The sequence below is a fragment of the Lentzea miocenica genome, from assembly GCF_033949945.1.
GTDB classification, from domain to species: domain Bacteria; phylum Actinomycetota; class Actinomycetes; order Mycobacteriales; family Pseudonocardiaceae; genus Lentzea; species Lentzea miocenica.
In genome coordinates this window covers 1-17,268 of sequence record NZ_JAXAVW010000073.1, presented here as the reverse complement: position 1 = coordinate 17,268, position 17,268 = coordinate 1, and the positions used below count along the sequence as shown (strand labels likewise).

Here is a 17,268-nt window from a genome sequence, read left to right as displayed (position 1 = left end):
CGGTGGCGTGGACAAGGTCCTTGATCAGATTGGCGGGGTCCGGGGCGGAGCCCCGAAATCCCTAAAACGCGACACGCCCAACGCAACCCAACCACCCGACAAAGTCGCGCCACCCCCGAGCGCAAGCCACCGCAATCTCCATCTCAACCAGCAAGACACCACCAGTGACCTGAGCCACCCGCCAAAGGCCCACACAACCCCCCTGTCTATGCTCGTTAACAGTCCGGACACATTGCGGTGCCCGGTCGGCGCGGGTCAGCCGCCTCGACCACGCCCGCGCCCCACGATCCGACCGTTCTGGGAGCGATGTCCGTGACCGACACGAGCCGACCTGTTGTCCTCATCGCCGAGAAACTCGCACCGTCCGTTCTGGACGCTCTCGGTGACGGCGTGGAAGTGCGCCACGTAGACGGCACCGACCGCGCAGCTCTGCTGGCCGCGGTCGCCGACGCGGACGCCCTGCTCGTCAGGTCCGCCACCCAGGTCAACGCCGAGGTGTTCGCCGCCACCCGCAAGCTCAAGGTCGTGGCCCGCGCGGGCGTCGGCCTGGACAACGTCGAGGTCCCGGCCGCCACGCAGAACGGCGTGATGGTCGTCAACGCCCCGACGTCCAACATCGTGAGCGCCGCCGAGCACGCCGTCGCGCTCCTCCTCAGCGTCGCGCGGCAGATCCCCGCCGCGCACGAGACGCTGCAGAACCACGAGTGGAAGCGCAGCAAGTTCAACGGCGTCGAGCTCAACGGCAAGACGGTCGGCGTGGTCGGCCTCGGCAAGATCGGCCAGCTGTTCGCGCAGCGCATCGCCGCGTTCGGTGTCGAGCTCATCGCCTACGACCCGTACGTGAGCGCCCAGCGCGCCGCCCAGCTCGGCATCGAGCTCGTCACCCTCGAGGAGCTCCTCGAGCGCGCCGACGCCATCAGCATCCACCTGCCGAAGACCCCGGAGACCAAGGGGCTCATCGGCTCTGAGCAGCTGGCCAAGGCCAAGCGCGGCGTCATCATCGTGAATGCCGCCCGCGGTGGCCTCATCGACGAGGAAGCCCTCGCCGAGGCGGTCAAGGAAGGCCAGGTCGGCGGCGCCGGAATCGACGTCTTCTCCACCGAGCCGACCACCGAGAGCCCGCTGTTCAACGTCCCTGGCATCGTCGTCACGCCGCACCTCGGCGCGTCCACGGCCGAGGCGCAGGACCGCGCGGGCACGGACGTCGCGAAGAGCACCATCCTCGCGCTCGCCGGCGAGTTCGTGCCGGACGCCGTCAACGTCCAGGGTGGTGCGGTCGGCGAAGAGGTCCGCCCGTACCTGCCGCTGGTGCAGAAGCTCGGCACCGTCCTCAGTGCACTGTCGCCGAAGGCCCCGACCAGCGTCACCGTCGAGGTCCGCGGCGAACTGTCCAATGAGGACGTCGAGATCCTGCCGCTCGCCGCGCTGCGCGGGGTGTTCTCCAAGGTCGTCGAGTCGCAGGTGACGTTCGTGAACGCGCCGAGCCTCGCCGCGGACCTGGGCGTCAGCGTGGAACTGGTCAAGGAGACCGAGAGCCCGAACCACCGCAGCCTCGTCACGGTCAAGTCCGTGCACGCGGACGGCAGCACGTTCAGCGTCTCCGGCACCGTCAGCGGCATCGCGCAGGTCGAGAAGCTGGTGAACATCAACGGCCGCAACTTCGACCTCAGGGCTGAAGGCACCGTGCTGCTGCTGGAGTACCCGGATCGTCCGGGTGTCATGGGCACGGTCGGCACGCTGCTCGGCGAGGCCGGTGTGAACATCGAGGCCGCACAGATCAGCCAGACCGGCAGCGACGCGGTGATGGTGCTGCGCGTGGACCGCCCGGTCGACACCGCGGTGCTCGACCCGATCGGTGCCGCTGTCGGCGCGCGCACCGTGCGGAGTGTCGACTTCGGATAGTCACGACAAACCGGGAAGGGGACGGCAAAGTCCCCTTCCCGTGGCTATCGTCGTTCACAACGAAGTCGTAACAGGCAACTATCTGTAGACCACATTCATACTTTCGGGGCAGTCGCAGACACACGATCAGCGATTAGCGTCCCCACGAGGTTGACCCGGTGCCGTAGAGGGCGCGGCACGGTTTGCATTCGGGTCGAAGGCACACACCTCGGTTGGGGCAACGTTGTGAAGAGACGATCGAGTCTGGTGGTGTTCTCTGCCATCACCACACTGCTGATCGCACCTGCCACCGCACAGGCGCAGAGCGAACCGCTCGCGCAGCCGGTCAAGGGTGCACACGGGTTGGACGCGAAAGCGTTGCACCTCAAGGTTTCTCCCAGGCTGCAGGCCGCCGGCACGGTCACCGCGTTCGTCGCGCTGGACCGCAAGCCGGCCGTCGACGCGTTCGACGAGAAGAAGAGCCAGGGCAAGGAAGTCGCGAAGCAGGCCGCCAAGCAGGCGAAGAGCGACGTGTCCGCCACCGCGGATCAGGTCGTCGGCCAGCTCAAGAGCGCGGACACCAGGACGAAGGAGCTCTACCGCACCTCCAACGGCGTCCCCGGCGTCGTCGTGAAGGCCGACGCGCAGAAGGTTCGCGAGCTCGCGAACCGTTCGGACGTCGTCGCGGTCTACCCGGTCGTGCCGAAGAAGCGCCAGAACTCCAACGCCGTGCAGCTCACCAGGACGCTCAACGTCTGGCAGCAGTACGGCAAGCTCGGTGACGACGTCCGGGTCGGCATCATCGACACCGGCGTCGACTACACGCACGCGAACTTCGGTGGTCCCGGCACGGTCGACGCGTTCCGCGCCGTCAACCCGCGCGCGGCGGACCCGAACTTCCCGACCGCGAAGGTCGTCGGTGGTTACGACTTCGTCGGCGAGGAGTACGACGGCGAGAGCACCGACCCGGCGATCAACACGCCGAAGCCGGACCCGAACCCCATCGACTGCAACGGCCACGGCTCGCACGTCGCGGGCACCACGGCCGGTTTCGGTGAGAACGCCGACGGCAGCACGTTCAAGGGCGACTACACCAAGCTCGACGCCGACGAGCTGAACGCGATGAAGATCGGCCCGGGCACCGCGCCGAAGGCCCTGGTCTACGCGCTGAAGGTCTTCGGCTGCGACGGTTCGACCAACGTCACCTCGCAGGCGCTCGACTGGTCGCTCGACCCCGACGGCGACGGCGACTTCTCCGACCACCTCGACGTGGTCAACCTGTCGCTCGGCTCCGACTACGGCGCACCGGACGACCCCGACAGCCTCTTCGTCAAGAAGCTGTACAAGGTCGGCGTCATGCCGGTCTTCTCCGCGGGCAACGGCGGCGACCTCTACGACATCGGCGGCTCGCCGGGCAACACGCCCGAGGCGCTGACCGTCGCCTCCACGCGCGACTCGTTCGTGCTGCGGGACGGCGCCGAGGCGAACGGCCAGGCGAAGCCCGGCCAGTACAGCCAGAACTTCACCGGCTACCTGAACTACGACAAGACCCTGCCGGTCGTGAAGCTGACCCAGGCCGGCAACCTCGACGGCTGCCAGCCGATCACCGAGGCCCTCGCGGGCAAGTACGTGTGGCTCGAGTGGGACGACAACGACGCGACGCGCCGTTGTGGTTCCGGTGGCCGCACCAACAACGCGCAGGCCGCCGGTGCCGCGGGCGTGGTGCTTTCGTCCACTTTGAACAACTTCAACGCGGGCATCGCGGGCAACGCGACCATCCCGGTCTTCCAGTTCACCGGCGACGCCACCAACCAGGTGCGCCCGCTGCTGGACGCGGGCACGCTGACCGTTCGCCTGGCAGGCGTCCTGCGCACCACGGTGTCGACGTTCGACCAGTCCATTTCGGACACCCCGAGCGCGTTCACCAGCCGTGGCACCCGCGGTCAGTCGATCAAGCCGGACGTCGCTGCGCCCGGTGACACGATCTCGTCGACCGCCGTCGGTTCCGGCAACGACCGCCTGGTGATCTCCGGTACGTCGATGGCGTCCCCGCACGTCGCCGGCATCGCGGCCCTGGTGCGCCAGACGCACCCGGACTGGACGCTGGAAGAGGTCAAGGCCTCGATCATGAACACCGCGGGTGCGGACGTGAAGGAGGACGGCAGGACCTTCGCTCCCAACCGCGTCGGCACCGGCCGCGTGGACGGCAAGTCCGCGATCGACAACCAGGTCCTGGCCTACGTCGAGGACGACCCCGGCTACGTCAGCGCGAACTTCGGTGTCGTCGAGGTCTCCAAGCCGGTCTCGAAGACCAAGACGATCAAGATCGTCAACAAGTCCACGAAGGCCGTCGAGTACAAGGTCGGCTACACGGCCGCCACGTCGATCCCCGGCGTGAGCTACGTGCTCTCGCAGGACAAGGTGAAGCTGAGCCCGCGCGGCATCGCGAAGGTCAAGGTCACCCTGAAGATCGACGACCCGAAGGCGCTGCGCAAGACGGTCGACTCGACCGTCGAGCCCACCCAGCTCGACGTGCCGCGGCAGTTCCTCGCGGACGCCTCCGGTCGCGTGACCCTCACGCCGACCGTCGGTGCCACGGTGCCGCTGCGCCTGTCGGTCTACTCGGCGCCGAAGCCGGTGGCGGACATCAAGACCGCCTCCAGCCTGAAGTTCCGGGGCACCGACAAGCAGGCGATCCTGAACCTGACCGGCAAGGGCGTCGACCAGGGCACGGGCTCGCAGGCCTACCGCTCGCTGATCAGCGTCCTCGAGCTGCAGGCCCAGTCGCCGAAGCTGCGCGACTGCAAGCGCAACGTCACCGAGAACTGCGCGCTCAACGAGACCGCCAAGGGCGGCGACCTGCGCTACGTCGGCGCGGCCTCCACGGCCCCGCTCGCCAAGGCGCAGGGCAAGCCAGACGACTCGCTGCTCGCGTTCGGTGTCGCGACCTGGGGCAACTGGTACAACCTGGGCAAGAACACCATCCCGTTCGTCGACATCGACACCAACGGTGACGGCACCGCGGACTTCGAGACGTTCGCGACCCGCCTGACCGACACCGACCTGCTGGTCGCGTCCACGGTGAACCTGAAGACGGGCGAGACGGTCGACATCCAGGGTGTCAACGGCCTGTTCGGCGACGTCGACGCGAACGTCCAGGACACCAACGTCGTGGTCCTGCCGGTGCTGCTCACGGCACTGGGCATCGACCCGTCGAAGGACACGTCGCGCATCTCGTACGTCGTGGGCGTCGGTGGCTACTACGCCGCGCCGGGCAACGCGAACAAGCTGGTCGACGTCATCGACCGCAACCTGTCCTTCGACCCGCTCAAGCCGGGTCTGTGGGCGCAGGGTGGCGGCGACGCGGCGCTCTCGTACCTCGCCAAGCCGGGCACCGCGCTCGTGGTGAACAAGAACGAGGCCTCGCTGAAGGCCGACAAGTCCGACGGACTGCTGGTGCTCAACCACCACAACGCCAACGGCGACCGCGCGTCGGTCGTCCTGGTGAAGTCGGGCGGACGCGGCTCCGCCTACTAGCTCGCCAAGCCGCACGCGGGGGCCTTTCGTACTGCATGACGGTACGAAAGGTCCCCGCGTGCGTTTGGTGAACGCGGGCTGCGATGGGGGTGTCACCCCTTGACGCGACCCCGTTCCTGCGGTCGAGTGACACTCGAAAGTGGGGAATGGGCCGTGTGGGTGTCCCGCAGTACGGGAGAGAACACCCCGATGGGGTGTCCGGCATGCGGCGAGTGGCCGGGATGCCGGTAGCCTTTCGCGAAGGAAAGTAGTCCCACTAATTGGGGACTGACACCTGGGAGGTGTGTGGATGCGGCTCGCAGTGATCCCAGGAGACGGGATCGGGCCCGAGGTCATCGCTGAGGCCCTGAAGGTCCTCGGCGAGGTCGTTCCGGCGGCCGAGATCACTCGCTACGACCTCGGCGCGGCGCGCTGGCACGCCACGGGAGAGTTGTTGCCCGAGTCGGTGCTGGGAGAGCTTCGCCAGCACGACGCGATCCTGCTCGGCGCGGTGGGCGACCCGTCGGTGCCGAGCGGAATTCTGGAGCGCGGGCTGTTGCTGCGTCTCCGGTTCGAGCTCGACCACCACGTGAACCTCCGCCCCGCCCGTCTCTACCCCGGCGTCCGCAGCCCGCTCGCGGACCCGCCGGAGATCGACATGGTGGTGGTCCGCGAGGGCACCGAGGGCCCGTACGCGGGCAACGGCGGTTTGCTCCGCAAGGACACCCCGCACGAGATCGCGACCGAGGTCTCGATCAACACGTCGTTCGGCGTGGAGCGCGTTGTTCGTGACGCCTTCGCCCGCGCGGCGAACCGTCCGCGTCGCCACCTGACGCTGGTGCACAAGACGAACGTCCTCACGCACGCCGGCTCGTTGTGGTCGCGCGTGGTGGAGGAGGTCTCGTTGCAGCACCCGGACGTCACCGTGGCGTACCAGCACGTCGACGCGGCAACGATCCACCTGGTCACCGACCCTGGCCGTTACGACGTGATCGTGACGGACAACCTGTTCGGCGACATCCTGACCGACCTCGCCGCCGCCGTCACGGGTGGCATCGGCCTGGCCGCGTCGGGAAACATGGACGTGACGCGGCGCAACCCGTCGATGTTCGAGCCCGTGCACGGCTCGGCACCGGACATCGCGGGCCAGGGCATCGCGGACCCGACCGCCGCGGTGCTGTCGGTGGCGTTGCTGCTCGACCACCTGGGCGAGCACGAGTCGGCGCGCCGGATCGAGGCCTCCGTGGCCTTTGATCTCGCGACCAGGGACCACCAGTCGCCTGGGGCCACCTACGCCATCGGCGATCGTCTCGCGGCACTCGTGTCGTCGAACGTGCGCACTGGCTGACGTTCTCCGCAAGGCTTCTCCGGCCCCTGCACCCCTGTGGTGCCGGGGCCGGGTCGTCGGGCCGGGGAGTGGTGGATCGCCGCGAGGGACAGCAAGCGCCAGGACCTCAAGTTCCGCGTGCGGTTCACGCCGGTCTTTTGAAGCCCCGGCCGGTATCTCCCGGCCGGGGCTTCGGCGTCTCCCGCGCTGATCAGAGCTGGCCGTTGGCCTCACGCCACGCGCGCTCCTTCTGGATCCACTCGTTGTCCTGCGGGAACTCGTCGATCGTCGGCACCCTGCGGATCTCGGTCTTGAACCCGGCGCCGGTCATCGGCATGCGCTTGGCCCACTCGATCGCCTCTTCCTTCGAGGAGACGTTGAGCAGGTAGAAGCCGTTGAACAGCTCCTTGGTCTCGCCGTACGGGCCGTCCGTGACGACCGGGGGTTCGGCGGAGTAGTCGACGACGACGCCCTCGGACGCCTCGGAGAGACCTTCCGCGGCCAGCAGGACACCGGCGCGGATCAGCTCCTCGTTGTACGCGCCGACCGTCTCCAGCATCTTGTCGAAGTCGAACTCGCCCATGTTCGCGAAGGCCTCGTCGGTGGCGCGCATGATCAGCATGTACTTCACGGTGTCTCCCTGTGTCTCTGCGGGGCCGCTCAGCCCCTTGGCATCCACAGGTCGAACGGGCTCCGCGGCGGATCGACACCGCCCTCGGAAATTTTCGAAGATCTTTTTCGCGTGCGGTCTGGTCGAGCAGGTCAGGCCAGCCACAAGATCAGGCCGGCCAGCAGCAACCAGTGCGGGACGGCCACGGCCGCCACTCGCCGGGCCGGCCTGACCAACCACGCGATGCCGATGGTGAACGGCACGAACAGCATTCCCACCAGGAAGTAGGTCAGCGGCAGCGCCCAGAGGCCGGTGATCGGGTTGACGTCGACCGGGATGTCCTGGTTGGACGTGATGAACAGCGTGCCCATGAAGCCGCCCAGGAACACTCCCAGGTAAAGGGCCGCGGTGCGGTGCCAGAGGTACACCGGCAGCGGCGCCACCGCGATCGCCCAGCCGGTCAGCACCTGCGGCAGCGCCGTGCAGGACTCAGGCGTGCAGTAGAGGTCGTTCAGCGCGGTGCCGATCGGCATGTGGGCGAAACCACCGATCATGGAGCCCGCGATCACCAGGGTGACCACGAGCACGGCAACGCGGGGGTCGTCCCTGTGGATCACCTCGGTGGTGCCGTGCTCGGTCCGCAGCTGCTCGCGCCGCAGCCGTCTTCGCTCTCCCAGGTCCATGCCCACCAGACGCAACTCACCGTGGTTTTGTGCAGACGTTCGTGGGTTACAGTGCGGGAGTCGTGCACGGGGGAAGTCCGGTCTGAGTCCGGCGCTGACCCGCAACGGTAGGTCCCTGAGCCAGGGACGAGCCCGAATACCCGCACACGGCGTGCAGAGAACCTCCGACTCCTGCCGTGGACTGCGGGAAGGGACCCAGCGATCAACACCGTGCTCGGGAAGATCAGCGCGCTCGTCGGCGTGCTCGCCGTCAGCATCGTCGCCGGCGTGGCGCTCGGCCCCGTCTCCGTTCCGTTCGGTGCCACCCTCGACCTGCTGTGGGCGGCCCTGACCGGCGGCACCATCCCCGCCGACCTCGCCGGGCAGTACCACATCGTCTGGGACATCCGGCTTCCCCGCGTCCTGCTGGCCGCGGTGGTGGGCGCCGGCCTCAGCACGGTCGGTGTCGCCATCCAGGCGATGGTCCGCAACGCGCTGGCGGACCCTTATGTGCTCGGCATCTCATCGGGCGCGAGCGTCGGCGCGACCGCGGTGGCGACGCTCGGAGTGTTGTCCGGCCTCGGTGTCTACGCGCTGTCGACCGGCGCGTTCCTGACGGGTCTCGGCGCCACCGCGCTGGTCTACATCACCGCGCGCACCAGCCGGGGCCTCACCCCGTTGCGGCTCGTGCTGACCGGAACCGCGCTGGCGTACGGCTTCTCCGCCGTGGCGATGCTGCTGGTGTTCCAGGCGCCGCACGGTGAGGCGGCGCGGGCGGCCATGTTCTGGTTGCTCGGCAGCCTCGGCGGCGCGACCTGGCAGTCGCTGCCGATCGCCACCGCGGTGACCGTGCTCGGCATCGTCTACCTGCTGACCAAAGCGCGGCCGCTGAACGCCCTGGCGATGGGCGACGAGACCGCGACCACACTCGGCGTCGAGGTGAACCGGTTCCGCACGCACCTGTTCATCGTCACCGCGGCCATCACCGGCGTGCTGGTGGCGGTCAGCGGCGCGGTGGGCTTCGTGGGCCTGATGCTGCCGCACCTCACCCGCATGGTCGTGGGCGCCGACCACCGCAAGGTGCTGGCCCTGGCACCACTCGCCGGAGCCTCGTTCCTGGTCTGGGTCGACGTGGCCGCCCGGATGCTCGCGGCACCGGAAGAGCTGCCGCTCGGCGTCATCACGGCCGCGCTGGGCGTTCCGTGCTTCATCTTCCTGATGCGCCGCAAGTCGTACGTGTTCGGCGGCCGCTGATGCGCGTCGAGCTCACCGGCGTCACCGTCCGGAACATCATCGAGGACATCACGCTGCACGCCTCGAACGAGGTAGTCGGCATCGTCGGCCCGAACGGCAGCGGCAAGTCGACCACCCTGCGCTGCGTCTACCGCTCGCTGAAACCGCACGCCGGCACCGTCCTGCTCGACGGCGAGAACGTCCACAAACGACACAACATCGCCCGCGACCTCTCCGCCCTCACCCAGGAGTCGCAGGTGGAGTTCGACTTCACCGTGGCCGAGGTGGTGGAGATGGGCAGGCTGCCGCACGACCGCGACCCCGCCCGGGATTCGAGGGTGGTCGCTGCCGCACTGGCCACAGTGGACGTCACGCACCTCTCCGGGCGCAGCTACCTCAGCCTCTCCGGTGGCGAACGGCAGCGCGTGCTCATCGCGCGCGCGATCGCCCAGGAACCGCGCGTCCTCGTGCTGGACGAGCCGACCAACCACCTCGACATCCGCCACCAGCTGGACGTGCTGTCGCTCGCCCGCGGCCTGGGCGTCACCGTCCTGACCGTCCTGCACGACCTGAACCTCGCCGCGTCCTACTGCGACAGGTTGTACGTGCTCGACGAAGGCCGCCTGGTCGCGTCCGGCACGCCGGAAGAGGTCCTGGTGCCCGAGCTGATCGCCAAGGTCTTCCACGTCACGGCGCACGTCGTCCGTCATCCCACCACGGGAGTTCCCCAACTCCTGTTCGACCAGGAGGTCACCCCTTGAGAACCGCTTTCTGCGCCGCCGTGCTCCTGCTCTCCGGCTGCGGCGCCACGGTCGCACAGGACACGTCCGCGTCCGACCCGGTGACCGTCACGAACTGCGGCCAGCAGGTGACGTTCGACAAGGTGCCGTCCAAAGTGGTCACCAACGACACGGGCATCACCGAGCTGATGTTCGCGCTGGGCCTCAAGGACCGCATGGCGGGCTACGTCGTGAACGGCAGCGACACCGTGGACCTGCGCACCTCCCCGTGGAAATCCGACTTCGACACCGCGAAGCACCTGTCCGACAAGATCTCCAAGGAGGTCGTGCAGGGCGTCAACGCCGATCTCGTGTTCGCCGGCTGGAACTACGGCTTCAGCGAGAGCACCGGCTTCACGCCGGACGCGTTGAAGCAACTCGGCATCGGCACCTACCAACTCACCGAGGCGTGCCGCAACGGCGTCGGCAACCAGCGCGGCATCATGCCCGCCCTCGACGCGCTGTACACGGACCTGCGCAACCTCGGGAAGATCTTCCGCGTCGAAGCCAAGGCCGAAGAGCTCATCAAGGGCTACCAGCAGCAGATCGAGAACGCCGGCCGGTTGATGGCCGGCAAGCCGCGGCCCAAGGTGTTCCTCTACGACAGCGGCCAGGACCAGCCGTTCACGTCGGGCAAGAACGCGGCGCCGCAGGACGTGATCTCGAAGGCCGGCGGCGACAACATCTTCGGGGACCTCAACGACAGCTGGACCACGGTCAACTGGGAGACCGTCGTGCAGCGCAACCCGGACGTCGTGCTGATCGTGGACTACGCGGACGGCGAGGCGAACACGCCGGAGCAGAAGCAGGCGTTCCTGCAGGGGTTCGCGCCGCTCGCCAACTCGCCTGCCGTGAAGAACAAGCGGTTCTACGCGTTGCCGTACGCGGCGTTGGTGGAGGGGCCGCGGAACCCGGCGTCGGTCGAGGCGTTCGCGAAGTTCCTGGCCGGTGCGTGAGCCGGAGGACGCGCGGCATCGCCCATCAGGCCGCTCCACGTGCGTGCGCCGCGCCCGCGTGGAAACTCCGCGTGGCCGTGCCGAAGCACGTGTCACAGGCGTGAACCCGTGACCAGATAGTGGGAGATTTCCTCCCGGCGCTTGGTACGCCGTGCTGAGCTGTGGCAGCATCCGCGTCATGGCTCAGCACACCGCCATCATTATTGACGAGCGCGTCGGGTAGTTGCCGCCCCTGGCACCCGACGCGCAGACCTCTCGCATCCCGCGGGGGGTCTTTTTGTTTGCCCGGATGAGGAGATGACCCCCATGACCGGCCCGAACGACGACTTCCACGTCTACGACACGACGTTGCGCGATGGCGCACAACGTGAGGGCATTTCGTACTCCGTCACGGACAAGCTCGCGGTGGCGCGGCTGCTGGACGGGCTCGGCGTGGGGTTCATCGAGGGTGGCTGGCCCGGCGCGTTGCCGAAGGACACGGAGTTCTTCGCGCGGGCGGCGGCGGGGGATCTGGAGCTCAAGCACGCCAAGCTGGTCGCGTTCGGCGCGACTCGCAAGGCCGGGGTCAAGGTCGAGGAAGACCGGCAGGTCAAGGCACTTCTCGACGCTCAGGCGCCGGTGATCACACTGGTGGCGAAGTCGGACCTCCGGCACATCGAGCGGGCGTTGCGCACGGACACCGAAGAGAACCTCAAGATGGTGCGCGACACCGTGAAGTACCTCAAGGATCACGGAAGGCGTGTTTTCCTCGACGCCGAGCACTTCTTCGACGGGTACGCGTTCTCGCCGGACACCAGCCTGAGGGTGCTGGAGTCCGCTGTGGAGGGTGGCGCGGACGTCGTTGTGCTGTGTGACACGAACGGCGGGCAGCTGCCGCTCAACCTCGCCGAGACGGTCGCCGAGGTCGTCGAGAAGACGGGTTTCCGAGTAGGCATCCACTGTCAGGACGACACGTCCTGTGCGGTGGCGAACACCATCGCGGCCGTTCAGGCGGGCGCGACGCACGTTCAGTGCACCGCCAATGGTTATGGCGAGCGAGCAGGCAATGCGGACCTGTTCGCCGTCGTGGGAAACCTCGTGACCAAGCTCGGCATGGAGGTGCTCCCGACCGGGGCGCTGGCCGAGCTCACCCGTGTCTCCCATGCGTTGGCCGAGATCGCGAACATCGCACCCGACACCCACCAGGCATATGTCGGGTCGTCAGCATTCGCTCACAAGGCGGGTCTGCACGCGAGCGCGATCAAGGTGGATCCGGAGCTGTACAACCACATCGATCCGGACATCGTCGGCAACGACATGCGGGTGCTGGTCACCGAGATGGCCGGTCGGGCGAGCATCGAACTCAAGGGACGTGAGTTCGGGCTCGACCTGGCCGGCCGGTCAACCGAGGTTGGGAGCGCTCTCAGCCGCGTGAAGGAGCTGGAGTCCAAGGGCTGGTCGTTCGAGGCGGCCGACGCGTCGCTGGAACTGCTGCTGCGCAACGAGCTGTCCGAACTGGACGGTCCGCCCCCGTTCACGCTGGAGTCCTACCGGGTCGTGCTGGACCACCGCTCGGACGGCGAGATCGTGTCCGAGGCCACGGTCAAGGTGCACGTGGCGGGGGAGCGGGTCATCGCGACCGCCGAGGGCAACGGTCCCGTGCACGCGCTCGACGCCGCCCTGCGCAAGGCGTTGCTGCCGCATCTGTCCTGGTTGGACACTGTGGAGCTGGCCGACTACAAGGTGCGCATCCTCACCGAGCACCCCGGTACGGACGCCGTGACGCGCGTGCTGGTGGAGTCGACCGACGGCGAACGCGAGTGGACCACGGTCGGTGTGCACGGGAACATCGTCGAGGCTTCCTGGCTCGCGCTGTGCGACGCGCTGGTGCACAAGTCCATGCGGTCTACGATGTAGTACGTGCGTATCGCCCGAATCGCTCATCCGCAAGGTGTCGCATTTGTCGCCGTGCAGGGTGAGGAAGCCGCAGAGATCGCCGAACACCCCTTCGGCAACCCCACCTTCACCGGTCGCAAGTGGCCGTTGGCCGACGTCAGGCTGCTGGCGCCGATCCTCCCGACCAAGATCATCGGTGTTGGCCGCAACTACGCCGACCACGCCGCGGAACTCGGCAACGAGGTCCCCGCGGAGCCGTTGATCTTCTTCAAGCCCAACACCTCGGTCGTCGGCCCGAACGTGGAGATCAAGCTCCCGGCCGCGTCCGAACGAGTGGACTTCGAGGGCGAGCTGGCGGTCATCATCGGCCAGCCCTGCCGCGACGTGCCCAGGGCCAAGGCCGCCGGCGTGGTGATGGGGTACACCATCGCCAACGATGTCACGGCCCGCGACCTGCAGAAGAAGGACGTGCAATTCACGCGTGCCAAGGGTTTTGACTCGTTCTGCCCGATGGGTCCGTTCATCGAAACGGAGTTCGATCCGTCCGACGTCCGCGTCGTCACCGAAGTTGACGGGGAAGTCAAACAGGACGGGCGTACTTCGTTGATGGTGCACGACATTCCGTCGCTCATCGAGTACGTCTCGGCCATCATGACGCTGCTTCCCGGCGACGTGATCCTGACCGGCACGCCGGCGGGCGTCGGGCCGATGAAGGCCGGACAGACGGTCTCGGTGACTGTGGATGGCCTTGGCACGCTCACCAATCCGGTCGCAAATAGGTAGCCATACGGAGCAATCAGGCGCCCGGCAGGTTACGCACCGGGGTACCCACTAGTAACTTCCCGGTGTCATGACGGACCTGGCGTCCACCCGTGTGTTGCTCGTCGACGGTTCGCAGCTCATCACCGAGGGGCTGCGACTCTCCCTGCACCGCACGCACTGCTTCCGCGTTGTGGGTATTGCCCACACCGTGGCCGACGCCGCGCGCTGTCTGCGCGGCGTCCTGGTGGACCTGGTCGTCACGGACTTCGACGTGCCGGGCGCCGGACCGCTGCGCACCGTGCGGGACACCGCGCAGTACCGGCCGAGCGCCCGTGTCGTCGTCTTGTCCAATGCGGACAGTCCGAGCTGGGCCCGCGCCGCCCTGGACGCCGGCGCGGTCGCCTACCTGCTGAAAACCTCACCCGTGGCCGAACTGTTACCGCTGATCATGGCCGCCGTGCGGGGTGCTCCCGCCACCATCGACGCGCGGGTCGGGTCGCTCGCGCGCCTGCCGTCGCGGATGCCTCCGCCCGCCTCGCTCGGCCGGCTGTCGGCCCGCGAGTTCGACGTGCTGGCCGAGATGGCGAAGGGCATGGACAACGCGCGCATCGCTCAGCGGCTCTTCATCAGCAACGACACCGTGAAGACCCACGTGAAGGCGATTCTGCGCAAGCTGGGCGCCCGCGACCGCGCCCACGCCGTGGCGATGGTGCTCGGCGAGTCCTCCGAGGCCTTCGTCACGACCTGACGATGGTCTGCGGCGCCCTGCGCGCGAAGTCCGGTGCGTGTTCCGGCCGCGGCCCGATCGCGACCACGTAGGCCGGTACCGCCTGCAGGAACGGGAATCGCTGGGCCACCTTGAGCATGAACGGCATCCCGGTCGACGACACGGTCTCGGTGCTGTTGAGCTTGCGGCCGAGGAACAGCCGGTGGATGACCCGCTGCATCGTCTGGATCACCACGGTCGGGAACAGCCGGCGCCTGCGCACCTTCGCGAGCGCGGCACGGCTGACGGTGCCCTCCCGCAACGGCTTCGCGAGCAGGGTGGCGGCCGCCACCGCGTCCTGCACGGCGAGGTTGATGCCCACGCCGCCGACCGGCGACATCGCGTGCGCGGCGTCACCGATGCACAACAGTCCGTCGACGTGCCACTGCCGCAACCGGTCCAGCTTCACGTCGAGCAGCTTCACCTCGTCGAGGTCGGTGAGGTTGCCGACCCGGTCGGCGAGCCACGGCACGAGCGTGACCACGCGTTCCCGGAACTTCTCGACGCCCTCCGCGCGCACCTTCTCGTCCGTTCCCTTGCGGATCAGGAAGGCGCACTGGAAGTACTCGCCACGCGGGATCAGCACGAGCGCGCTGCCCGCGCTGAACCGGCCCGCGCCGCCCTTGACCGGGTCGCTTTCGTTGCGCGGCAAGCGGAACCACCAGACGTCCATCGGAGCGCCGAACCGGTAGACCGGCAGATCCACGGCGTCGCGCAGGATCGAGCTCCGTCCGTCCGCCGCCACCACGAGGTCGGCGGCGAACTCGCCCTCGCGGCCGTCGACGCGGTCCCGGTACTTCACGCCGGTGACCCTGTTGCCGCTCTTGGTGATCGAGGTGACCTCGGTGTTCATCCGCAGCGTGAACGTCGGTTCGAGTTTGCCCGCATCCGCCAGCAGGTCGAGAAAATCCCACTGCGGCACCATCGCGATGTGCTTGTGCGCACCGGGAAGCCGGCTCAGATCGGCGATCGCCGCCCGTTTCCCGCCGTCGAGCAGTGCTTCCAGCTTGTCGACGGTCTGGTGCGGCACCTGCTCGAACGCCGGCCCGAGCCCCAGCTCGTCCATCAGCGTGAGCGTGGACGCGTGCACCGTGTCGCCGCGGAAGTCGCGCAGGAAGTCGGCGTGCTTCTCCAGCACCGTGACCTCGACGCCGCCGCGGGCGAGCAGCAGCCCCAGCACCATTCCCGCAGGTCCGCCTCCGACGACGAGGCAGGTTGTCCTCTCCATGTCGATCCCCTCATTTCAACCGTTGTTGAATAAACTCAGGATGCTCGTGATCGCCGTTTGCGTCAAGCCGGGTTTCGAGTGGCGTGGATCTCCCGGCCCGTCCAGGCGTGGTCCTTTGTGGACTGTCTGGGAAACAAGGCCTCGAAACGGTTGCGACAAGGACACAACGTCGCCGCGGGAGCTAAGGTGTCGCGCTCGCGGAACCGCCCGTTCGGGCAGAGGTACCGGAACTGCCGAACAACACTCGACCGGGTGATTGCTTTCGGCGCTCGGAGGAGTCTGACTAGTTCGTTCGGGGCCTCAAGGTCGGCTTGATCGTGCAAGGACCTATAGGAATCACCTCGTTAGCCGAATCGGACGAGGGCCCGTCGCACCTAGCCTCACGGGGTGACAACTGCGTCCCCGACTTTCACGCGTAAGAGAACCGGCGAGATCCGCGCTGTGTGCCTGGACGTCGACGACACACTTGTCGACTACAGCACTTCTTCGCGCGCCGCGTTGGCATCGATGGTCGGTAACGCCGACGCCTGGTCGTTGTGGCAGCGAATCACCGACGACCACGTCACCCGCCAGCTGGCCGGTGAGCTCCAGTACGAGTCGATGCGCAACATCCGCACACAAGCCTTCTTCTCCGCCCTCGGCGAGGAGTTGACGCTGGAGGAAGCCACCCGTCGCGAGCTGGCCCGCCAGGACGTCCTCTCGGCCGGCTGGTGCCTGTTCCCCGACGTGATCCCGATGCTCGACTGGCTGCGCGCCACGGGCCTCCCGATCGCCGCGATCAGCAACGCCTCCGGCCGCCACCAGCGCGTGAAGATCGCCCAGCTGGGCCTCTCGTCGTACTTCGACACCGTGCTGATCGCCGGCGAGGTGGGCTGCGCCAAGCCGGACCGGGTGATCTTCCACACGGCCTGCCTGGCACTGGGGGTTTCGCCGGGCGACACCGTCCACGTGGGAGACCGCCTGCACGCCGACGCCATCGGGGCGCGCGACGCCGGAATGCACGGAGTCTGGATCAATCGGACAGGTCCGACCGGTGGCTCGTTGCCCGCCGGACTGTCCTCGATCACGTCGCTCGCGGAACTGCCGGAGCTGCTCGTCTGCGAGCTCTCCGCGGCCAACGCCTGAGAAGACCTCGGAGACCGGCCCTCACCTGCGTGTTTGCCTGCGGGTGGGGGCCGATTTCACTTCTGGTGGGGGCGTGGTCTAGTATTTCTCCCGGCAGCAACGAGCACCTCGGAACTCCCAGTGAGAACCGAAGTGATCGTGAAGCCATTGGGGTATGGTGTAATTGGCAGCACGACTGATTCTGGTTCAGTTAGTCTAGGTTCGAGTCCTGGTACCCCAGCTGCAAGACAAGAAATAAGAACTGAATAGCCGGATTTGGACCGGACAGAGCGATCTGATAAGGTTCATCCAGCAAGAAGTTCTAGGGCCCCGTCGTCTAGCGGCCTAGGACGCCGCCCTCTCAAGGCGGTAGCGAGGGTTCGAATCCCTTCGGGGCTACAGAGGTGTTAGAGGCCTGTCAGCGGAAAGCGCTGACAGGCCTCTTTCGCATTGTCCTCTGGGGGCCGAGCCCCAATGCCACTTAGCTTGTGTTGATCATGCTGCGGTTGTGAGGGTGATCGTGGCTGGGCCGGTGTGGCGGGTGCCGGTGTCGTGGGCGCGTTTGGTCT

Annotated in this window: 13 protein-coding genes, 2 tRNA genes and 1 riboswitch; of the genes, 12 read left to right on the top strand and 3 right to left on the bottom strand. The window is 67.6% G+C overall.

The window, feature by feature from the left end:
- Positions 1–312: 312 nt before the first annotated feature.
- From serA to SK803_RS45825, 3 genes are all read left to right on the top strand, one after another.
- The gene (gene serA, locus SK803_RS45835; RefSeq protein ID WP_319972552.1) at positions 313–1,902 is read left to right on the top strand and encodes a phosphoglycerate dehydrogenase; all 1,590 of its coding nucleotides are present in this window, start codon (positions 313–315) and stop codon (positions 1,900–1,902) included.
- A gap of 243 nt (positions 1,903–2,145) precedes the next feature.
- On the top strand, positions 2,146–5,418 hold the full coding sequence (locus tag SK803_RS45830; protein WP_406601677.1) for a S8 family serine peptidase: 3,273 nt from the start codon (positions 2,146–2,148) through the stop codon (positions 5,416–5,418).
- Between the two features lie 289 nt (positions 5,419–5,707).
- A complete protein-coding gene (locus SK803_RS45825; RefSeq protein WP_319972550.1) occupies positions 5,708–6,745 on the top strand; it encodes a 3-isopropylmalate dehydrogenase in 1,038 nt (345 codons plus the stop codon).
- Between the two features lie 190 nt (positions 6,746–6,935).
- Here the strand turns inward: SK803_RS45825 and SK803_RS45820 are convergent, their stop codons facing one another.
- Both SK803_RS45820 and SK803_RS45815 read right to left on the bottom strand, forming a co-directional pair.
- Positions 6,936–7,355 (bottom strand): YciI family protein, encoded by a 420-nt coding sequence (locus SK803_RS45820; RefSeq protein WP_319972549.1) that lies wholly within the window; start codon positions 7,353–7,355, stop codon positions 6,936–6,938.
- Between the two features lie 131 nt (positions 7,356–7,486).
- Positions 7,487–8,017 (bottom strand): hypothetical protein, encoded by a 531-nt coding sequence (locus tag SK803_RS45815; protein ID WP_319972548.1) that lies wholly within the window; start codon positions 8,015–8,017, stop codon positions 7,487–7,489.
- A 26-nt stretch (positions 8,018–8,043) separates the two neighbouring features.
- A riboswitch (cobalamin riboswitch) is annotated at positions 8,044–8,179 on the top strand.
- A 48-nt stretch (positions 8,180–8,227) separates the two neighbouring features.
- Here SK803_RS45815 and SK803_RS45810 point away from each other — a divergent pair.
- From SK803_RS45810 to SK803_RS45785, 6 genes are all read left to right on the top strand, one after another.
- On the top strand, positions 8,228–9,250 hold the full coding sequence (locus SK803_RS45810) for a FecCD family ABC transporter permease (RefSeq protein WP_319972547.1): 1,023 nt from the start codon (positions 8,228–8,230) through the stop codon (positions 9,248–9,250).
- On the top strand, positions 9,250–9,990 hold the full coding sequence (locus SK803_RS45805) for an ABC transporter ATP-binding protein (protein WP_319972546.1): 741 nt from the start codon (positions 9,250–9,252) through the stop codon (positions 9,988–9,990). The genes SK803_RS45810 and SK803_RS45805 overlap by 1 nt, the downstream gene beginning before the upstream one ends.
- A complete protein-coding gene (locus tag SK803_RS45800; protein WP_319972545.1) occupies positions 9,987–10,964 on the top strand; it encodes an ABC transporter substrate-binding protein in 978 nt (325 codons plus the stop codon). Before SK803_RS45805 ends, SK803_RS45800 begins: the two co-directional genes overlap by 4 nt.
- A gap of 306 nt (positions 10,965–11,270) precedes the next feature.
- A complete protein-coding gene (gene cimA, locus SK803_RS45795; protein WP_319972544.1) occupies positions 11,271–12,860 on the top strand; it encodes a citramalate synthase in 1,590 nt (529 codons plus the stop codon).
- A 3-nt stretch (positions 12,861–12,863) separates the two neighbouring features.
- A complete protein-coding gene (locus SK803_RS45790) occupies positions 12,864–13,622 on the top strand; it encodes a fumarylacetoacetate hydrolase family protein (protein WP_319972543.1) in 759 nt (252 codons plus the stop codon).
- A gap of 67 nt (positions 13,623–13,689) precedes the next feature.
- On the top strand, positions 13,690–14,349 hold the full coding sequence (locus SK803_RS45785; RefSeq protein WP_319972542.1) for a response regulator transcription factor: 660 nt from the start codon (positions 13,690–13,692) through the stop codon (positions 14,347–14,349).
- Here SK803_RS45785 and SK803_RS45780 read toward each other — a convergent pair.
- Complete coding sequence (locus SK803_RS45780) at positions 14,339–15,595, bottom strand: FAD-dependent oxidoreductase (RefSeq protein WP_319972541.1); 1,257 nt, start codon at positions 15,593–15,595, stop codon at positions 14,339–14,341. The two genes, SK803_RS45785 and SK803_RS45780, sit on opposite strands and share 11 nt — an antisense overlap.
- A gap of 387 nt (positions 15,596–15,982) precedes the next feature.
- Here SK803_RS45780 and SK803_RS45775 point away from each other — a divergent pair, with 387 nt between their 5' ends.
- The 3 genes from SK803_RS45775 (at position 15,983) to SK803_RS45765 (ending at position 17,098) form a co-directional block, all read left to right on the top strand.
- On the top strand, positions 15,983–16,720 hold the full coding sequence (locus SK803_RS45775; protein WP_319972540.1) for an HAD family hydrolase: 738 nt from the start codon (positions 15,983–15,985) through the stop codon (positions 16,718–16,720).
- 148 nt (positions 16,721–16,868) lie between these two features.
- A tRNA-Gln gene (locus SK803_RS45770) sits at positions 16,869–16,940 on the top strand.
- Between the two features lie 85 nt (positions 16,941–17,025).
- Positions 17,026–17,098: transfer RNA gene (locus tag SK803_RS45765), tRNA-Glu, on the top strand.
- The last annotated feature ends 170 nt before the right edge of the window (positions 17,099–17,268 follow it).

What these genes read in the sequence shown, in the direction of transcription:
- SK803_RS45825 (WP_319972550.1), top strand. Translation starts at nt 5,708, where the DNA reads ATGCGGCTCGCAGTGATCCCAGGAGACGGGATCGGGCCCGAGGTCATC.
- SK803_RS45815 (WP_319972548.1), bottom strand. Translation starts at nt 8,017, where the DNA reads ATGGACCTGGGAGAGCGAAGACGGCTGCGGCGCGAGCAGCTGCGGACC.
- SK803_RS45805 (WP_319972546.1), top strand. Translation starts at nt 9,250, where the DNA reads ATGCGCGTCGAGCTCACCGGCGTCACCGTCCGGAACATCATCGAGGAC.
- cimA (WP_319972544.1), top strand. Translation starts at nt 11,271, where the DNA reads ATGACCGGCCCGAACGACGACTTCCACGTCTACGACACGACGTTGCGC.
- SK803_RS45785 (WP_319972542.1), top strand. Translation starts at nt 13,690, where the DNA reads ATGACGGACCTGGCGTCCACCCGTGTGTTGCTCGTCGACGGTTCGCAG.
- SK803_RS45780 (WP_319972541.1), bottom strand. Translation starts at nt 15,595, where the DNA reads ATGGAGAGGACAACCTGCCTCGTCGTCGGAGGCGGACCTGCGGGAATG.